The organism is Chloroflexus aurantiacus J-10-fl (genome assembly GCF_000018865.1).
Taxonomy (GTDB): domain Bacteria; phylum Chloroflexota; class Chloroflexia; order Chloroflexales; family Chloroflexaceae; genus Chloroflexus; species Chloroflexus aurantiacus.
Window position 1 is genome coordinate 2,749,837 of sequence record NC_010175.1, and the last position, 17,396, is coordinate 2,767,232.

Sequence of the window (17,396 nt, forward strand, 5' to 3'; positions counted from 1 at the left end):
GCGAATACCGAATCGTATCCGCGACAATGGTTCACAGTATCCATCAAGATATGATGAACCCAGGTTGCCACCTGTGTTGTGATCAGGCCACAGAGGCTGACTTCCAGGATGAACAGCACGACGTTGTGCGCAACATTGTGCGGCGTACCTGGATTGAACGATGTGGGACGCATCCGGTTCCCATCGACGCGCTCTGTCACGACTCATGGTAGCAATCCGGCTTATACCCATCCTCTGTGGTGGCAAAGGTAGCAACCTGGGTTATGATTATGAGTAGGAGAGGGCCGGGGTTGAGGGCTTCCAGATGCTCGTGCACCTGCAACGTTCCCTCAGCAGTTCGTCGGCAGCACGTCAGCACGGAAAACGACACATCGGATCACTGCTGCTGTTGCTGCTGAGCAGCCAGTTCGGCCTGGACACTGGCGGTCGTGATCTGCGGCAGAACTTCGGCTTCATCAATATGTACCGCGGCGGGGAGCACCTTCACTCCTACTTCCAGTTGACTGCTGGCCTGCCCGCGATAGATACCGCGAGTGGGTGGTACATCGGCATAGTCGCGACCAACGGCCACGCGAATATGCCGCTCCGCAGCAATGAGATCGTTTGTCGGATCAAATCCAATCCAACCCAATTCCGGCAAGAAGGCTTCTACCCAGGCGTGGGTGGCGTCTTCTTCCGAACGATCATGATCTTCGGTGCGATGAAACAGGTAGCCACTGACATAACGACAGGGAATGCCGACCCGCCGTACCAGGGCAATCATAATATGCGCAAAGTCCTGGCACACACCACGCCGCGCCAGCAATGCTTCATCGATTGGCGAGTCGACGCGGGTTGTCTGCGGCGCGTAGGCGAAGGTTTGGGCCATCTGATGGGTTAGCTCGCGCAACAGACTCAGAGGATCGGTGCGCCGCTCTACCCCAAGTTCACGGGCCAGATCAAGCAAGGCGGGAGTCATTTGAATAAAATGACTGGGCATTAAGAAATCCCACCACTCCCCTCGCTCGGCCAGTAGATCGAGCATCTGCCAGGTAGTGTTATCGAGTTTATCAGGTAATGGCGGGATAGGGAACATCTGGACGACCGCTTCGGCAATCACTAACAACTGACGGTGTGCTGCGGCAACGTCAAAATGGTAGACCTCATTGCCAAGCCAGTCGCGGTAGTGGTTGATACGGGCAAAAGGAGCGGTGGTTAAATGAAACTCTACGAGTCGCTGGTACCCTTCATCGCGCGGGCACATGCGGACTTCAGTCTGACTTTCGGTCACCGGCGCGCTGTAGCGAAAGCGCGTCTTATGCAGGATCGAGTAGTACATATACCGACGCTCGCAAAGCGCTTATATCCAGGCCCTACTGCGGTAGTGCCTGATCAATCGGATAGCTGATGTAGGCCTGGTAAATCGCATCATGGATTGCGCTACATTGTTGCCGAATCTGGCTGAGAAAGAGCAGCAGGTTATCGGCGATAATTTCGTCAACCTGACCATAATCGAGTTGGGCACGGAGACGCCCGGCCAATCGTTCGGCTCGTGCCGCGTGACGGGTACCGGCAAGCTGACCGATTTGTTCCAGGCTCATCTGTACCTGATCGGCGGCAAATCTGATCGAACGCGGACTTTCGGCATTGAGCAAGAGAAATTCGGCGACACGCGCCGGCTGCACATCGGCAGTATACACCTTGCAATAGGCTTCAAACGCCGTACAACACTTCAGCAGTGCAACCCAATCAATTGCATCAATGGTGCTCTCATTGCCGCTTAAATAGGGCCGGAAGAAGACTTCGAGCAGCAGCGTTGTTGCCCAAATCCGTTCGAGATAACGCCCCACCTGAATAAAACGCCAGCCCTCACCGTGGTTCATGGTAGCATCGGTAATGCCCTGAATTAAGTGCAGCCGCTCTTTGATCATCTGATAGAATTCGACCGGTTCGTCTTGCCAGATTTGCTCGATACTGATCGCCTGTACATTCAGGTAGAGCTGATTGATATGCTCCCACATCTCTGAACTGATCTGTTCGCGTACCTGGCGCGCATTTTCGCGTGCCCGTGCCATACAGGCTCTGATCGAGGCCGGATTCGTCGCATCAGTAGTTAAGAGACGAGTAATGCTTTGCAGATCGTTCAGACTATCGCCTGGCAGTTCAACATGCAAGGCGGCTAACAGACGCTGCCATCGTGGTACGAGGGCTTGCGGTGTCTGATCGAGAATCTGGGTCAGTCCAACCCCAATCAGGCGAGCGGTATGCTCGGTTCGTTCGAGGTAGCGACTCATCCAGAAAAGGTTATCGGCAACGCGCGAGAGCATACATTTCCTGCATCCGTATCATTGCTTTCCTGTCCTGCATTCCGCTGACCGGCCCTGATCCCTCGTCAGTACAGCACCCAGGTGTCTTTGCTACCGCCGCCCTGCGACGAATTGACCACCAGCGAGCCGCGTCGCAATGCCACCCGAGTCAATCCTCCCGGTACAATTGTCGTTCGCTCACCATCAAACAGCACAAATGGCCGTAAATCAACGTGGCGTGGTTCGATAACGCCATCAATAAAGCACGGCGCCTGCGAGAGCTGCAATGTCGGTTGCGCGATATAATTTCGTGGCTGTGCACGAATGCGCTCGGCAAACTGGGCCTGCTCTTCACGGGTGCTGTGCGGCCCGATCAGCATATCATAACCGCCCGACTCGCCCACTGCCTTAACCACAAGATCACCAAGGTGTTCAAGCACATACGCGCACTCATCAGGTCGGTCGCACAGATAGGTTGTTACGTTCGGTAAGATTGGCTCTTCGCCAAGGTAATAGCGAATAATGTCCGGCACATACGCATAAATAGCTTTATCATCGGCAACGCCAGTCCCAATCGCATTAGCCAGGACCACAGTCCCTGCCCGGTAAGCGTTGAACAACCCAGGGACACCAAGAACAGAGTCAGGCCGGAAGATCATTGGATCGAGAAAATCATCATCGATTCGGCGGTAGATTACATCGACCCGTTGCAGTCCTTTGGTTGTGCGCATGTAGACGATGTTGTTATGCACCAGCAGATCACGCCCTTCCACCAGCTCAATCCCCATCTGTCGAGCCAGAAAGGTGTGTTCAAAATATGCCGAATTAAACACGCCGGGCGTCAAGAGCACGATAGTCGGTTCGGGGCGATGAGCCGGTGCCAGTGCGCGCAAAGTGGCGAGCAGTGCCTGGCCGTAGTGGTCAATCGGGCGAACGCCATACGCACCGAACAGACGGGGTAGCGCTCGCTTCATCACCGCGCGATTCGTGAGCATGTAGCTTACCCCACTGGGTACGCGCAGATTGTCTTCCAAAACGACAAATTGACCATCAGGCAAACGCACCAGGTCAGTCCCGACAATCGCAGTATAGACGCCGCGGGGAACCGTCAGACCACGCATTTCGCGCCGATAGTGGCGGCAACTGTAGACCAGATGGCGGGGAATGATCCCATCGCGCAAAATGTTTTCGTTGTGATATACGTCGTGTAAGAAGAGATTTAACGCCACAATCCGCTGATGCAGACCGCGTTCGATGTGTTGCCACTCGTCGGCGGCGATGATCCGTGGCAACAGATCGTAGGGAAAGACCCGTTCAACCCCTGCATCATTACCATACACGGTAAAGGTGATACCCTGATTGAGGAAGGTCAGGTCGGCGTACCGCTGCCGTTGTTGCAATTCAGCGGGACTAATGCTGCACAACAGACGTGCCAGCTCACTGTAGGCCGGGCGTATATCCCCCTCGGCGGTGAACATCTCGTCGTAGGCCTGGGAGAGGGTGTAGCGTTCAAATAGTGATGTACCGGTAACAGACTTTTGTTGCTCAGGCATATGCGTCGCATCCACCTGCGGTATTCATCATGCACCGCGTTCTTATGAATGATCACCTGTGCCCGGCCAGCCGTGGGCGACGCTGCCCGCTCGTCTTCTCTTGCCAGCAAACGTGTTGCGCACAATGGTAATACTTATGTCGATCTTCGTCAAATGGGGAGATCAGGGTGAGAGGATTTTGTGCTCTGGTCAGGAAAACAGCCTGCCAACAGCAAGAATAGTCACATCTGCAACAAAAGCGCAGTGCAAGAGATTGCACTGCGCTTCCGAACTGTAAACTATGTACTGATCAGTCACCCATCACTTCGTGCAGAGCCGGGGTGCGCTGGCGCTTACGCAAATCCTCTGGCTTCACACGGTGCACGTTCCACACCAGCCCAACCTTCTCTAGTGCCCGAATGATATAGGCCGAGATGTCAACCTGCCACCATTGCAGACCGTGGAAGGCCGAGCGGGGGAAGGCGTGATGATTGTTGTGCCAGCCTTCACCGAAGGCGAGCAGCCCAACGATGAAGTTGTTGCGGCTGGCATCGCGTGTGTTGTAGTCGCGGCGACCGAAGGTATGACAAATCGAATTGACGCTCCAGGTAATGTGGTGGGTCAGGAAGATACGTACCAGACCACCCCAGATTAAACCGCTCCAACCGGCGATCAGGGTTGGAATAATAATGCCGAGGGCTGCCCACACGTACCACGTCTTGGTTACCCAGACCACTGTCGGATCCTTGGTGAGCCATTTGCCATACATTTCGATATTGTTCTTGTGGGTGAAGAGCCAGCCGACATGCGAATGCCAGAGACCCTCAAGCGGGCTATGCGGATCATCTTCGTCGTCAGAGTGGGCATGGTGTTGAATATGGGTGGAAGCCCACGATGTGGGATCACCTTCCAGGGCCATACATCCCATAATCAAAAAGAGGGCCTTGAGTGGGCGGCTGGTTTCAAAACTCTTGTGGGTGAGCATGCGGTGGAAGCCGATGGTAATGCCCAGACCAGAAATCACGTACAGCACCAGCATCAACGTCACGTCGAGCCAGTCCACATATTGCTGCCAGAGCATGACCATCGCATAAATAGTGCCCAGAAACGGTAAAACGACAATCAGCAGAACCACAAACTTTTCAAGTGGCGACTTCTCCAACTTTGGTTCGGTTGCCGGAACGGTGCGTGCCATATGATGATCTCCTCGAACGCTGACAAAATATGTTCTTCCTATCACAAGAATAGGGTGATACGGTCGCAGCGAGAAGTAGCGGGTGGCTAATCTTTAGTCATCGGCTGCGATAATCAGGGATGACTACAGTCACGCCTGAGCCAATACGGCACCGATTCGGGGATGATATGTTCGGTCGTAAGCCCGATTTGCAATCTTTGCGAACCTGTGGTATACTCCCAGCGTGTTGAGCGGGTTGGCCCCATCGTCTAGCGGCCCAGGACGCCACCCTCTCAAGGTGGAGATCGCGGGTTCGAATCCCGCTGGGGTCACCAGGGCCCGTCGTCTAGCGGTTAGGATGCCACCCTGTCAAGGTGGAGGTCGCGGGTTCGAATCCCGTCGGGCCCGCCAACAAGGCGGAAGCAGAGACAGCCGGTATACACCGGCTGTCTTTGTTTATTCAACGTCTGCTGTATAACTCAATAGGGCTACTGAACAGTCTGGGTTTACCCTCATGTCATGGAGTCAATCATACCACCCAATCTTCAGAGCGCCATAGTCATCCTGGTGCAGGTGCTACGGCCTGCTATATGTAGAGAGGGATGGAACGCCGCTCGTATCATCTGTTCGTGTGCGGTAGCGACGCACTGCCAGGCGGCCAATTACCCCCCATCACGTATATCCTATGCATTACCCATAACTCGCATACTGCATTGCCCGCGTGCCGGAGCGGGTCGGGAGAGTGATGACATGACGGGCGTGCTCCCCAGCCGGGAGCTGGGAGCGCGCGCCTCCGGCGCGCATGGTGCCGGCACCAGTGCTGAAGGAGGAGCCAGGCGCAAGCTCCCGCCCCTGGCGGCATTCACGGACGGCCAGGACAGATGATCGAACACAACGTCTACCCTATCAGGAAGCCCTGGATCACACGTCTGCCCTCCCATCTCCCACCCCCGCTATGCATTCCCCATACCTGGTGTCAACCACATGCGTATCAGCGGGTATGATCGCTATGGGTGCTGTTGTGGGCGATTGGCCCGGTGATGGTGCGCAGCTCCAGCCGTGCTATCACGTGCCGGATGGGTTGCCTTACGCACGCATCATGTGCGTGTCGCGCGGTATGGAGTGCGGCAGCCATGCTGCCGCAGCAGCCGTGCTCACGATCCGGCGCGTGCCCCACCGTTCCCCATCCTGGTCACGGCGGTACTGGATGTGCTCGTGACAATCATCGAGTCAGTCAGGCATACATGCGATACCTGGGCGTAGCGGTGTTGTTGCACTTGGTTCGTGCCTGCGCACCAGCGGCCACGGCCAGCACCTGACAGCGGTGGCGATGATGCCAGCACGCGGGCTGGAAGCCCGCGCCACGGAGAGTGCTTGCAGCCTGGCCTAACGCAGCGTGACATGTGGGTAATGCATAGTCCACGTATATCAGAGGGTGTCAGTCGTACCGCCCACCATGCAGCGCGAACACACTGTCCTGGTGGAGGCGGTACTTCTTGCCGCTGATCGGCCACGTCAGGTGGCTATCTGGTCTGTCACAGCATTGCTGCGGAATGAGCAATCTATCCGTCACTCATTCGGCTTCTGATCGCTCAGCGCTCGTTGAAGACGGCAATCGCTGCCAGTAACTGGGCATCCTCAATGCTCGCCAGTTCGTTCGCACTCAGGCTACGAATACTGGAAGGCGACAGGATAGGTGCTTCCAGAGGTTGAGGAACGACGCGATCAGGCGTAATTCCAACCCCACGAATCTGTCGTCCGGCCGGTGTACGCCACTCCTGGGTGCCGAGCAGGAGTTGGGCACCATCTTTGAGCCGGAAAGGTGTCAACACCGTACCGGTGCCTACCGTTGTCTCACCCACCAGGATTGCCCGACCGGCATCTTGCAATGCCCCGGCCAGAATCTCGGCGGCACTGGCCGAGCCACCATTGATCAAGACGACCATTGGCATATCCTGGGCAATCCCGGCAGTGCGCGTGGCATTGATTCGCTGACTGCCATCACGACCCCGTTCGATTAACACCGGTGTTTCGGCTGGCAAGAATTCACCGGCAATGGTGAGTAAGGCGCTCAGCAGCCCGCCGGGATTATTGCGGAGATCGAGAATGATCCGCTCGGCGCCGGCGGCTTGCGCTTCAGTGAGTGCGTTACGCAAGCCGCGTGCTGCCTGCTCGTCAAACGACGTTATCTGGATCAAAGCAATCCGGTCGGGAAGGAGCGCCCAGCTCACGCTCGGCACCGTAATTCTGGCCCGCGTAATCGTAAACCGCAGCGTGTCAACATCACGACGACTCACCTCTAGCGTGACCGCTGTGCCTGCCGGGCCACGCACCCGTGCTACCAGTTCATCAATCGACCAGCCTGCAACCGAGGCTCCATCAACAGCCAGAATCCGGTCTCCCGGTTGTAAACCGGCAGCGGCTGCGGGTGACCCCTCAATCAGGGCCAGCACCAGCAATGACCCATCACGTTCACCCACGTAAATGCCGATCCCTTCAAATGCGCCACTCAGCGATTCCTGCCACAGTGCGGCTTCGGCAGCCGTCAAAAAGCGCGTATGCCCCTCATCGCCGAGTGTCGCTACCATTCCGTCAATTGCGCCTTCCAGCATCCGTTCCGGATCGGCAGCCGTCGGATCAACGTACCGTTCACGCGCCAGTTGCCAGACCTCCCAAAAGACGGCAAAGTCGGCGCAGATGGCATCGGTTTCGGGACAGGTGGCCGTCTGCTGGCTTTGTGATGAACTCAACCATATCCCGACCCAGATGCCGCTGCTCGTACCACCGATAAGCGTTATAAACAGCAACGGTATTGTCAGCCAGAGTGGTAGACGGGCTTGAAGGAGTCGAATCACGCTATTCATGATGGTTACTTACGCCTCGTATTGCAATCGTTGAACTGTCTTGTCATCCAGGCGTCGAATCAGGGCCAGGAGTAACTGTACCGTCTGCTCTACATCACGCCGATGCACAATGGCCGAAGCGGAGTGGATGTAGCGTACCGGCGGCCCAAGCACGACTGTGGGCACACCACTGCCGAAGAGATGCATCCGGCCACCATCAGTGCCACCGCCGGGCATCAGATCAAATTGCAGCGGAATCCCCTCCTCAGCAGCAACATCAATCACGAGATGGCGCAAGGCCGAGTGAGCAATGAGTGAGCCATCGATCAAGAGCATCGCCGGCCCCTGACCGAGTCGACTCATAGCGTCGTCAGCGCCGACGCCAGGGGTGTCACCGGCAATGGCTGTATCAATCGCAAGGCCAATGTCAGGTTTGACAATATAGGTCGTTGTTGCGGCACCGCGCAGCCCTACCTCTTCCTGGACATTGCCGATCCCGAAGACAATGTTGGGATGGTGTTCGGTGGCTAAGCGACGTAATGTCTCAACCACAATTGCACAACCAACGCGATTATCTAACGCCTTAGCCATCAGCAGATCGGGATTGCGCAGTGGGGTAAGTGGGCCAAATGGCACAACAGCATCTCCTGGTCGTACCCCCCAGGCAATAGCTTCCTCGCGCGACGTAGCGCCAATGTCAATGTACATCGTCTTCTTGTCAACAAGACGACTCCGTTCATCGTTGCCGAGGATATGAGGTGGTTTAGCGCCGATCATGCCGGGAATGGCTCCCTGGCGGGTAATCACATCCACCCGCATCCCTAAGAGCACGTGATCCCACCAGCCCCCAAGTGGTTGAAATTTGAGAAATCCATCATCGGTGATCCGGGTCACCAGCAACCCAATTTCATCGAGATGAGCAGCCAGCGCGATACGTGGGCCATCGCTGACTCCTGTCCGACGTGCAATAATACCTCCCAGGTGGTCGAATTCAATCTCGCCGACCGGCTCCAGATACCGGCGCATGACTGCGCGAACCGGACTCTCATAGCCGGAAGCGCCGGGAGCCTCGGTCAGATCTTTCAAGAGTTGCAGCATTGCATCCACAGATTTTTCCTCTCTCACCTATCAGGAATCGACCAGATGCCGGCGAACCCATTGTTCGGCAGTTGTACGATCTGTTATCAGGCCATCGAGTGTAGCTGCGCGCAGCCGGCGCAGAAGTTGCCCAATTTGCGGGCCGGTTGGTACCCCTAAATGGCGCAGATCATCGCCGTTGAGTGGGGGGCGCAATGGTCGCCATTCGTGTAAATAGCGTGATACCACTTGCTGAATTGAAGTTTCTGTCGCGTAGTGTAGCACAGCAATCGCAGCTATGCTATAGGGTTGTAGTAACGTATCGATAGCACTCGGACTGGTAGCGGCGGCAATGGTAGCGATGTGCGGGCGTAGTGCGATCAGGTCCTGGATCAGGTTCCTTGCCGGCGCAGGAAGATGGTAGCGATGTAGAACCTGTGTCAGTGCATCATCGCTCAGGTCGTAGAGCACGAGACCGGCGATTACCAATCCGTCCGGTGCCAGTCTGGATATCTCGCTGGTGTCCTGGCGATAGCGGCTTAGCCGCTCGGCCAGAGCCGGCGTCCAGTGCAGGCCGGGGATGACGTGAGGGGTGAGTCCCCATTGATCGGCCAGTGCAATCACAGCAGCCGGATCGGGTTCCTCCAGTGTCAGACAGAGTTCAGTCTGTATCCGTTCAGGTGAGAGCAAGGCCAGGTAACCTGCTTCCAGTGCGTCGGCGATCTGAGCGGCTGTTGCAGCATCGGGCGTCAGTTGCAGGCGTGCGGCTAATCGTACCCCGCGCAAGAGGCGAGTTGGATCATCGCGCAGGCTCTGATCGTGCAAGAGACGCAGGCGGCGGGCTGTCAGATCGGCAACTCCACCCAGGGGGTCAATGAGCGGCGCCGATAAGAGCTGATCGCCATCGGCAATAATCTGGACGGCCATGGCGTTGATACTGAAATCTCGTCGGTAAAGGTCTTTCGTTAGGGGTGCCGGCTGCACTTCGGGTAGTATTGCGGGTTTGGGGTAACGTTCGGTGCGCGTCTGTGCCAGATCGATCACCCAGTGCCCGACAGTGATCGTCGCCGTCCCAAACGCCGGGTGGCGCGCCGTGATGGTACCGTCCCAGGCATCCGCTAAAGGAACAATAAGTTGATTGATGTCTCCCTCAACAGCCAGATCAATGTCACGGCCAATCGGCAGCTCAAGCCAGAGATCGCGTACAACACCGCCAACCAGCCACAATGTCGCGCCAACATCTGCGGCCAGGGCGGCAGCACGAGCCAGCAGATGTTGTAATTTGGGATCGAGTCGCGTTATCAGATCTTTCATGTGCGCTTGACAGAGCAGGCATTCAATGATACGATATTGACCGTCGGGCGATTAGCTCAGTTGGTTAGAGCGCCACGTTGACATCGTGGAGGTCAGTGGTTCGAATCCACTATCGCCCACCACATTCATTGTAACACGCCCCATGCATAAGCAGCGTTACTACCCAATTACTCTCCTTGTAGCGATACTGGTTGCGGCCAGCTCTATCCTTTTCCTCGATTATCGCCTCTACGCTCAACCAGAGGCTCTGTCGTGTCCACGGCAGCAAACCGTTGTCCTTAGTGGTAGTAATGCGCCGCCATTGCAGGGCCTGATTGTCCTGTTTGCCGGGCAAGTCGTTGGTGGTGGGTTTAGCGATCCTGCCGGTAACTGGCGTATCCCCCTGCGGGTTAACGAACCTCCCGGTATCTATCCGGTAGAGGTAAGGCTGCGGAGTAACCAGCAACTTCTGGCCAGTATGCTCTGTTACGTCGATGTCCCACTTCCCGCAACCGCAACCTCTCTCCCAACTGCAACCCCTCTCCCAACTGCAACCGCTATCGCACGCCCAACCACCGCTTTGCCGGCTATACCGACGGCTACGGCATCCGTGCCATCACCAACCAGGCCAACTGCTACACCAACCACGCCGTTGATCGGCACACCGACGGCGACTGGTCAGGCAAATGGCACGCCAACAGCAACTGCCACAGCTTCGCCGAGGACACCAACTCCCACATCGGTGAGGACTCCGACAACAACCACCACCCCCGAACCGGCCGGTCTGGCAGTCACGATTGAGGTTTTTCCGTATGATCCAGATACATCCTCGCTGAACGATGAATATGTGAATCTGTATTCGCTAGAAGAGAACGATATCAGTATTGCTGGCTGGCGGATTGTCAATATCTCGCGGCCTGAACGGCCGACTTTTGTCTTTCCCCCCTTTATTCTCTCACCAGAAGTTGATCTTTACGTCTTCACCGGTCCTGGAACCAATAATCTAAGTGTTGGTAATTTCTATTGGGGACGTGACGAGGCGGTTTGGCGCACCGGTGATATTGCACAATTGCTTGATGCGCAGGGGCGTCTGGTCAGTGCGTATCAGGTTCCCTGATGGTAATCGCTTATGTACGAACATGGTGTGACAGTGAGCCTTGTCACACATCCGTGATGCTGGCAGGCATGCACGACAAAGCGATTGACCTCTACCTGCGTTAAAGAAAGCGATCTGGCCGTGATCCGGGATGGTCAGGTGCGCATTGTTTGTGTTATATCAAATCTGGTATCGTCCAGTGCATAGCACACGATCTAAGGCGTACCCTTTGCCCCCGCGCTCGCCGCATCCCTCGTATGGCAATGTGAATGGGCGAGGGCGGGTTTTGAATCCGCCCCTACGGATACGTGAACCGGTTGTTACAGCTTTTCGACGAGCGCTGCCATCATTACCAGTACAAAATTGTACGTCCCATGCACCAGAGCCGCGGTCGTTGTATTTGTGTACTTTCGTATCAGACCACAGATCATGCCGATGGCAAACACTACGAGCAGACCATCCCAGTGGTACTGAAAAGCGTGCAGGCTGACGAAGAAGAGATTGGAGAGCAAGATGCCCAGGCGTGGTTGCAAGACACCACGTATTGCCAGCTCTTCGCCCAACCCGGCAGTCACCCCAATGACAACAGCACCTATCGGACTGATGGCGTATGACATGAGTTCGAGGAAGGCATCTTCGTCAGTCGTCGGCCAGCCAAGACTCTGCCAGATCCACTCTTGCAGCGGACTAAGCAGAAACAACATTGCGATGGCCAACCCAATCCCAAGACCGATCCCATTCCAGAACTGCTGACTTGTCGGCATGACCAGACCTAGCCGTGACAGAGTAGCGGACAGGTTGCGCCGAATGCCGAAGCCAACGGCGAGAAGTGCTGCCGGAATTGTCCAGATCAGTCCGTAGATCTGATTACGCAATTCGGCGTCAGGATTGGTATTATTAAGTTCCTCGCCGCTGAGAGAGCGCACCAAGTTCAAAAGTGGTGGTTCACCGGTGAGCAGGAGAGGGACAAATAACATCAGGGTAATGGAGACAATCGCGGCCAGGGCGATAGCATGCACGAATGATGCTGGTTCAATCGGAATGAATCGTGCCAATCTCCGCCGCACTGGCGGTAGCAGGGTAAGAAACCCGATCCCAATCGCCCCAAAAATACCCAGTATGAGCATCAGGATACTCAACAGGGCAGATTGGGTCAGCGCTGGTGGATTCGCCGGATCAATATCGCCAAGAGGTATACCAATGATGTTCACAGCACCAAAACCGAACGTCAGCAGAGCAGTTATAGCGATAACGATCATCAACCATAAGCCGGTTGCGATCCATGCCCAGTTGAACGATGTACCGGCAAAGTAGGCCAGAATTGCCAGGATAGCGAATGGAAGCACATTAAAACTTGCCGCAGTAAAGCTCTCGAACTCGCCACCGATACTGATTCCGATGCTCACTAAGAAGATATAGATTCCCACACCAGCGAGCCAGGCCCTTGGCCGGTAGGGTGTTGGTGGTTGTTCGGTTGAGAGAACGATTGGTTCTGACATGGCTGTAATTCCTCCACCAGCGTAACGTGATACTTCTGAAAAGCATTATTACATGGTTCGTATACGAACAGTGTGACCGATCCGTTTCGTTTGCGCAAGACCACAACGAGGGAATATAGCTCCACCATTTGAGGGAGGTGGGTTTGGAAGAGAATGGGCTTCCTTTACCGGTCGGCGAGCCGGTGGGAAAGCGCGGATCGGCAAGTGGCAGAACCAGTGGATTGCAACCCTGCCCTTACGTCGCGAAAGCCCTTGTGATATCAAATCTGGTAGAGTAGAAATTATGCCACACCGACCAGGGATTACCCTGATCCTGCATCAGAACGATGTACCGCTGGACGCCAGCGCCGGTATGACAGGCATCGTAGGGGCACGGCATGTCGTGCCCCTCCTGCTACGCTGACGACAACCCACCGACGAGTCGGTGGCACACCTCAACGATGCGTATTGTTGCGCAAGATTTGGTATGAGGTTGTCCTGGTGACGGAGTGTGGTTGCTGAACGTGCTTCTGTCTGGTCCCAAAAGGCCTTGCACGCTATTAGAAAGGTTTCCAGCCCGCCAGGTCTGGCAGGCTGGAAACAGGCTTCACAGCACGAAATCCTCTGCGGAGTCGGTATGTGCTAAGCGGGTGTTTGAGACCAGAACTCAGTCCGCTGCATAGTGCAGTAGTTGCTGACACAGATCACTCAATCGCGCCTCCGCCAGACTCGGAAGCACGATGTGCGCGCGCCCTACCCGTTCCTGAGGCCCAATTCCCACCACGTAAAATCCACCCGCCAGCGCTGCTTCTACGCCGGCTTCAGCATCCTCTACAACCACACACGCAGATGGCGGCAGGTTGAGGAGTGCGGCGGCGTGAAGGAAGAGATCAGGCGCCGGTTTCTGGCGGGTGACACTATAGCCATCGGCAACGGCATCGAACAATTCGGCGATGCCCAGCCGCTCTATCACCTCACGCGCATTTTTGCTCGCCGAGCCGAGTGCTGTCTTCAACCCGGCAGCCCGAATCTCTTGCAACAGTTCGCGTGCGCCCGGTAACACATCGCGTGGTGATAGTTCGCGAATAAACTCAAGATAGTAGCCGTTCTTGCGATCCATAAGTTCGCTGAGTACCGCTTCTGGGTAGGTGCGCCCCTTGAGCAGAAGGAGCAGCGACTCGCGGCGGGGGATGCCACGCAGCGCTTCGTTCTCCTCGCGCGTGAACGGAATGCCAAGTTCGTCGGCCAGCCGCTTCCAGGCCCGATAATGGTATTCAGCGGTATCGGTGAGTACACCATCGAGATCGAAGATGAACCCTTGAATTGTCATAAAGCTATTCCTTTAGTTCACATTTGTGAAACAACTATTAACAAACAGGAGTGCAATGGTGGGGATTGCACTCCTGCTGTTGGTTACGCAGTGGTGTAACGTCCGTCGGGGTAGCAGGTGACGGTATAGGTTTTGCCCCGCAGCGTAAAGCGGAAGGTCAGACGCTGCCAGTGTTGGGGAAGTCGCGGTTGAATGTCCCAGCTCCCGTCTGGATGCACGCGCAAGCCGCCAAAGCCAAAGACCACCGCTTGCCAGACACCACCCGCCGACGCGGCGTGGATACCGTCGCCGGCGTTGCCACGGACATCGCGTAGATCGGCGCGTGCGGCCCGAATGAAGTGTTCGTAGGCTTCGGCAACATCACCCATCTGGCAGGCGACAATGGCCTGGATCGGTGGGCCAAGCGATGAGCCGTAGGTGTGATCGGTGCGCGGTGTGTAGTAGTTGTAGTTGACCCGAATCTGGCTGTCGCTGTAGTGTTCGCGCAGCAAGTATTGCAACATCAACACATCCGGTTGCTTAATGGCCTGATATTCATTGGCACCCTCAATGCCGAAGATTTCATGCATTGATTTGGTGCGTGGTTCGTAGTCGGCCAGATTGACATCCTTGAGCTTGAAGAAGCCGTCGAATTGTTCAATCAAGCCGTCGGGTGAAACGTTTACACACATCTTCTCGGCTACCGTTTGCCAGTGCTGTAAACGTTCAGGCGTAAGATCGAGGCGCTGGCGTAGCTCGGCAGCCTTCTGCGGTGCGTGTTGGTCAAGCCAGGCCAATGTCTCCAGCGCAGCGCGCAGGTTCCATTGCGCCAGCAGGTTCGTATAGGCGTTGTTGTTGACGTGATCGTGATATTCGTCCGGGCCGATCACATCGGTGTAGCCATAGCAGCCGCGGTCGTTCAGCCATTCAGCACGAGCAGCGCAGAATTTGGCCGTGTCGAGAACGATTTCGGCACCGCGCTCGATGTACCACGCATCGTCTCCGGTGGCCTGCCAGTATTGTTGAACCGCGTAGGCAACGTCTGAAGAGATGTGAATCGCCAGATCGCCAGTCCATACGCGGGCCAGTTTCTTTTTGTCGTGAAAATCCGGCACCCAGGTTGGTGTTACCTCTTCGCCGCTGTCGGCACTCTCCCAGGCGTACCAGGCACCCTCGTAGCCGGCAGCGCGGGCTTTAGCGCGGGCAGCCGGTAGCGTCAGATAACGATAGTCCAGCAAATTACGGGCAATGTCTGGTGCAGTGTAGATGAAGAGCGGGAGCATGAAGATTTCGGTATCCCAGAAGGCATGACCGCGATAGCCAAACCCAGAGAGGGTTTTGGCGCCGATATTGACCCGTGGGTCGTGACGTGGCGCTGCAATCAGGAGCTGGAATATGCTGAAACGCACGGCCAGATCGGCCTCTTCATCGCCCTCGATTTCCACATTGCAGCGCTCCCATTCTTTGGCCCAGACCTGCTGCTGTGCCGCCAGCGCCTCATCCCAGCCAGTTGCGGCCTGAAGGTGTCGATGCGCCAGCTCCAGGGGGTTGGCATCGTCGCGCGACGTGGCAACACCGACAAACTTCGTCACTACGATGGGGACACCGGCCTGCGCCTGATAGACCTGTTGCAGGGTTGGCACATTCTCCACATCCCAGAAGGTGGTGGTTGCAGTGTCAGAACCACTTACGCGCATGGTCAGCGCCAGCTCAATCCCGCTCTTGCGGGTGCGCGTGCGTAAGAAGACGGTGCCATCGGCGAGCTGACCCTGGGCAATTGGTCGCCAGTGCAGCAACCCTTCGTTGTCGGTTTGACCGTTGATTGCGCTCCGCAGCTCAACCTGCCCGTCAAATTCAGGAATGATCTCGCAGCGCAATGCCAGCAGGTGCTGGTCGGCCAGTGAGGCAAAGCGGGTAAAGATGATGGTGGCCGCGCGACCCTGGGGCGATTGCCAGCGCACTTCACGGCGCAGCACCCCCGTCCGTAAGTCAAGTTCACGCCGATAGGCCAGAACGGTACCGCTAGCCAGCGAGAACTTCTCACCGTCAAGCACAATCTGGGTAGCCAGCCAGTCGGGTGCATTGGCGAGTTCAGTAACGACTATCGGCGCATCATCAAAGACCCCGTGGATGAAAGTGGCGCGACGGTCGTTAGGATAGCCCTCTTCAAAGGCACCGCGGGTCGAAAGATAGCCGTTCCCGATGGTAAAGATGGTCTCTTTGTGATGTTGTTTGGTTGGCTCGAATGATGGTTCAGCAAGTATCCACATACCCGTTCTCGTGTGATATAAACTGCGAAAAGAAGGCGGGCAGCTCCGCGAAACAAGCGCATCCCGGCGCTGCCCGTTGGTACGACGTGACAAAACGACGATTGCGGACGATTAACCCTCCTTTGAACCGGTGGCAGCGATACTGCGCACAAAATATTGTTGGAAGACGAAGAAGATGATCAGGATCGGCAGTGTGTTGAAAATTGAGCCGGCCAGAATGACCGAGTAGAGCGTGTAATATTCGCCGCGGAACCACTGCAAGCCAATCGGCAGAGTGAATTGCTCTGGCGAGCGCAAGACCAGCAGCGGCCACATGAAGTTATTCCACGCTCCCTGAAATGTCAATAGGGCGAGCGTAATCAACTGAGTCTGGCTGATAGGCAATACGATGCGGAAGAATGTTCCCCAGCGCCCCGAACCGTCCATCATCGCGGCTTCTTCCAGCTCTTTGGGGAACGATTTGTAGAACTGAGTCATCATAAAGACGCCGAATGCATCGGCAACGCCGGGTAGGATCACACCCCACGGATTATCGATCAGACCGAAGCCAGTGGGAATACGGAGATCGCCCAGCTCCAGACCACCACGGATCAGGCCCGGCCCAATGATCAGGAATGATGGAATGAGGGTGACCACGCCGGGCATCATCATCGAAATCAAGAGCAGATTGAACCAGAAGTTCTTGAGCGGGAATTCAATGCGGGCAAAGGCGTAACCGGCCATCGCGCAAAAGAGCACACGGAAAGCGGTGACGATGACCGAGATAAAAACACTATTCCATACCCAACGCGGGAAAAGTTCAAAGGTGCCGAGAATGGTCTGATAGTTTTCCAGCGTAAACGGTATCGGCAACCAGATGGGTGGCGTGTAGGCATTAGCGACCGGCTTGAAAGAGAAGACCAGCGTGAAGTAGAGCGGTGCAATAGAGAGCGCAGCCCAAAAGGCCAGCATCGCGAAGAAGAGATATTTGCGCAGCCGGTCAAAGAAGACAGTCTGCTCGTAGGCCTGGGGTTGGGAACGGGTGGTTACTGCCATCGCT

Annotated in this window: 12 protein-coding genes and 3 tRNA genes; 4 read left to right on the forward strand and 11 right to left on the reverse strand. The window is 56.1% G+C overall.

What is annotated here, in order from left to right; translation table 11 throughout:
* Positions 1 to 376 precede the first annotated feature (376 nt).
* The 4 genes from CAUR_RS10500 to CAUR_RS10515 form a co-directional block, all read right to left on the reverse strand.
* A complete protein-coding gene (locus tag CAUR_RS10500) occupies positions 377 to 1,318 on the reverse strand; it encodes a transglutaminase family protein (RefSeq protein WP_012257878.1) in 942 nt (313 codons plus the stop codon).
* Between the two features lie 34 nt (positions 1,319 to 1,352).
* Positions 1,353 to 2,306 carry an alpha-E domain-containing protein gene (locus CAUR_RS10505; protein ID WP_012257879.1) on the reverse strand — a complete coding sequence of 318 codons (954 nt, stop codon included), beginning with the start codon at positions 2,304 to 2,306 and terminating at the stop codon, positions 1,353 to 1,355.
* 65 nt (positions 2,307 to 2,371) lie between these two features.
* Entirely contained in the window at positions 2,372 to 3,838 is a 1,467-nt protein-coding gene (locus CAUR_RS10510) for a circularly permuted type 2 ATP-grasp protein (RefSeq protein WP_012257880.1), read from the reverse strand.
* 289 nt (positions 3,839 to 4,127) lie between these two features.
* On the reverse strand, positions 4,128 to 5,012 hold the full coding sequence (locus CAUR_RS10515) for an acyl-CoA desaturase (protein ID WP_012257881.1): 885 nt from the start codon (positions 5,010 to 5,012) through the stop codon (positions 4,128 to 4,130).
* Positions 5,013 to 5,249: 237 nt separating this feature from the next.
* Here CAUR_RS10515 and CAUR_RS10520 point away from each other — a divergent pair.
* Together CAUR_RS10520 and CAUR_RS10525 are read left to right on the forward strand one after the other, a co-directional pair.
* Positions 5,250 to 5,326 (forward strand) — tRNA-Glu (locus CAUR_RS10520).
* Positions 5,327 to 5,402: transfer RNA gene (locus CAUR_RS10525), tRNA-Asp, on the forward strand.
* A gap of 1,181 nt (positions 5,403 to 6,583) precedes the next feature.
* Here the strand turns inward: CAUR_RS10525 and CAUR_RS10530 are convergent.
* From CAUR_RS10530 to CAUR_RS10540, 3 genes are read right to left on the reverse strand one after another with little or no spacing between them, the layout of a single operon-like run.
* Complete coding sequence (locus CAUR_RS10530) at positions 6,584 to 7,855, reverse strand: S41 family peptidase (protein WP_012257882.1); 1,272 nt, start codon at positions 7,853 to 7,855, stop codon at positions 6,584 to 6,586.
* 9 nt (positions 7,856 to 7,864) lie between these two features.
* A complete protein-coding gene (locus tag CAUR_RS10535) occupies positions 7,865 to 8,932 on the reverse strand; it encodes a M42 family metallopeptidase (RefSeq protein WP_242605129.1) in 1,068 nt (355 codons plus the stop codon).
* 30 nt (positions 8,933 to 8,962) lie between these two features.
* Positions 8,963 to 10,225 (reverse strand): CCA tRNA nucleotidyltransferase, encoded by a 1,263-nt coding sequence (locus CAUR_RS10540; RefSeq protein ID WP_012257884.1) that lies wholly within the window; start codon positions 10,223 to 10,225, stop codon positions 8,963 to 8,965.
* A gap of 45 nt (positions 10,226 to 10,270) precedes the next feature.
* On the opposite strand from CAUR_RS10540, the gene CAUR_RS10545 reads away from it, so the two are divergent.
* Positions 10,271 to 10,347 (forward strand) — tRNA-Val (locus CAUR_RS10545).
* 20 nt (positions 10,348 to 10,367) lie between these two features.
* A complete protein-coding gene (locus CAUR_RS10550; RefSeq protein ID WP_012257885.1) occupies positions 10,368 to 11,321 on the forward strand; it encodes a lamin tail domain-containing protein in 954 nt (317 codons plus the stop codon).
* 299 nt (positions 11,322 to 11,620) lie between these two features.
* Here the strand turns inward: CAUR_RS10550 and CAUR_RS10555 are convergent, their stop codons facing one another.
* The 4 genes from CAUR_RS10555 to CAUR_RS10570 all read right to left on the reverse strand — a co-directional run bounded on the left by CAUR_RS10555 (position 11,621) and on the right by CAUR_RS10570 (position 17,392).
* Entirely contained in the window at positions 11,621 to 12,799 is a 1,179-nt protein-coding gene (locus CAUR_RS10555; RefSeq protein ID WP_012257886.1) for a CPBP family intramembrane glutamic endopeptidase, read from the reverse strand.
* Between the two features lie 646 nt (positions 12,800 to 13,445).
* Entirely contained in the window at positions 13,446 to 14,108 is a 663-nt protein-coding gene (gene pgmB, locus CAUR_RS10560) for a beta-phosphoglucomutase (protein ID WP_012257887.1), read from the reverse strand.
* 83 nt (positions 14,109 to 14,191) lie between these two features.
* A complete protein-coding gene (locus tag CAUR_RS10565) occupies positions 14,192 to 16,357 on the reverse strand; it encodes a glycoside hydrolase family 65 protein (RefSeq protein ID WP_012257888.1) in 2,166 nt (721 codons plus the stop codon).
* Between the two features lie 111 nt (positions 16,358 to 16,468).
* A complete protein-coding gene (locus tag CAUR_RS10570) occupies positions 16,469 to 17,392 on the reverse strand; it encodes a carbohydrate ABC transporter permease (RefSeq protein WP_012257889.1) in 924 nt (307 codons plus the stop codon).
* Positions 17,393 to 17,396 lie beyond the last annotated feature (4 nt).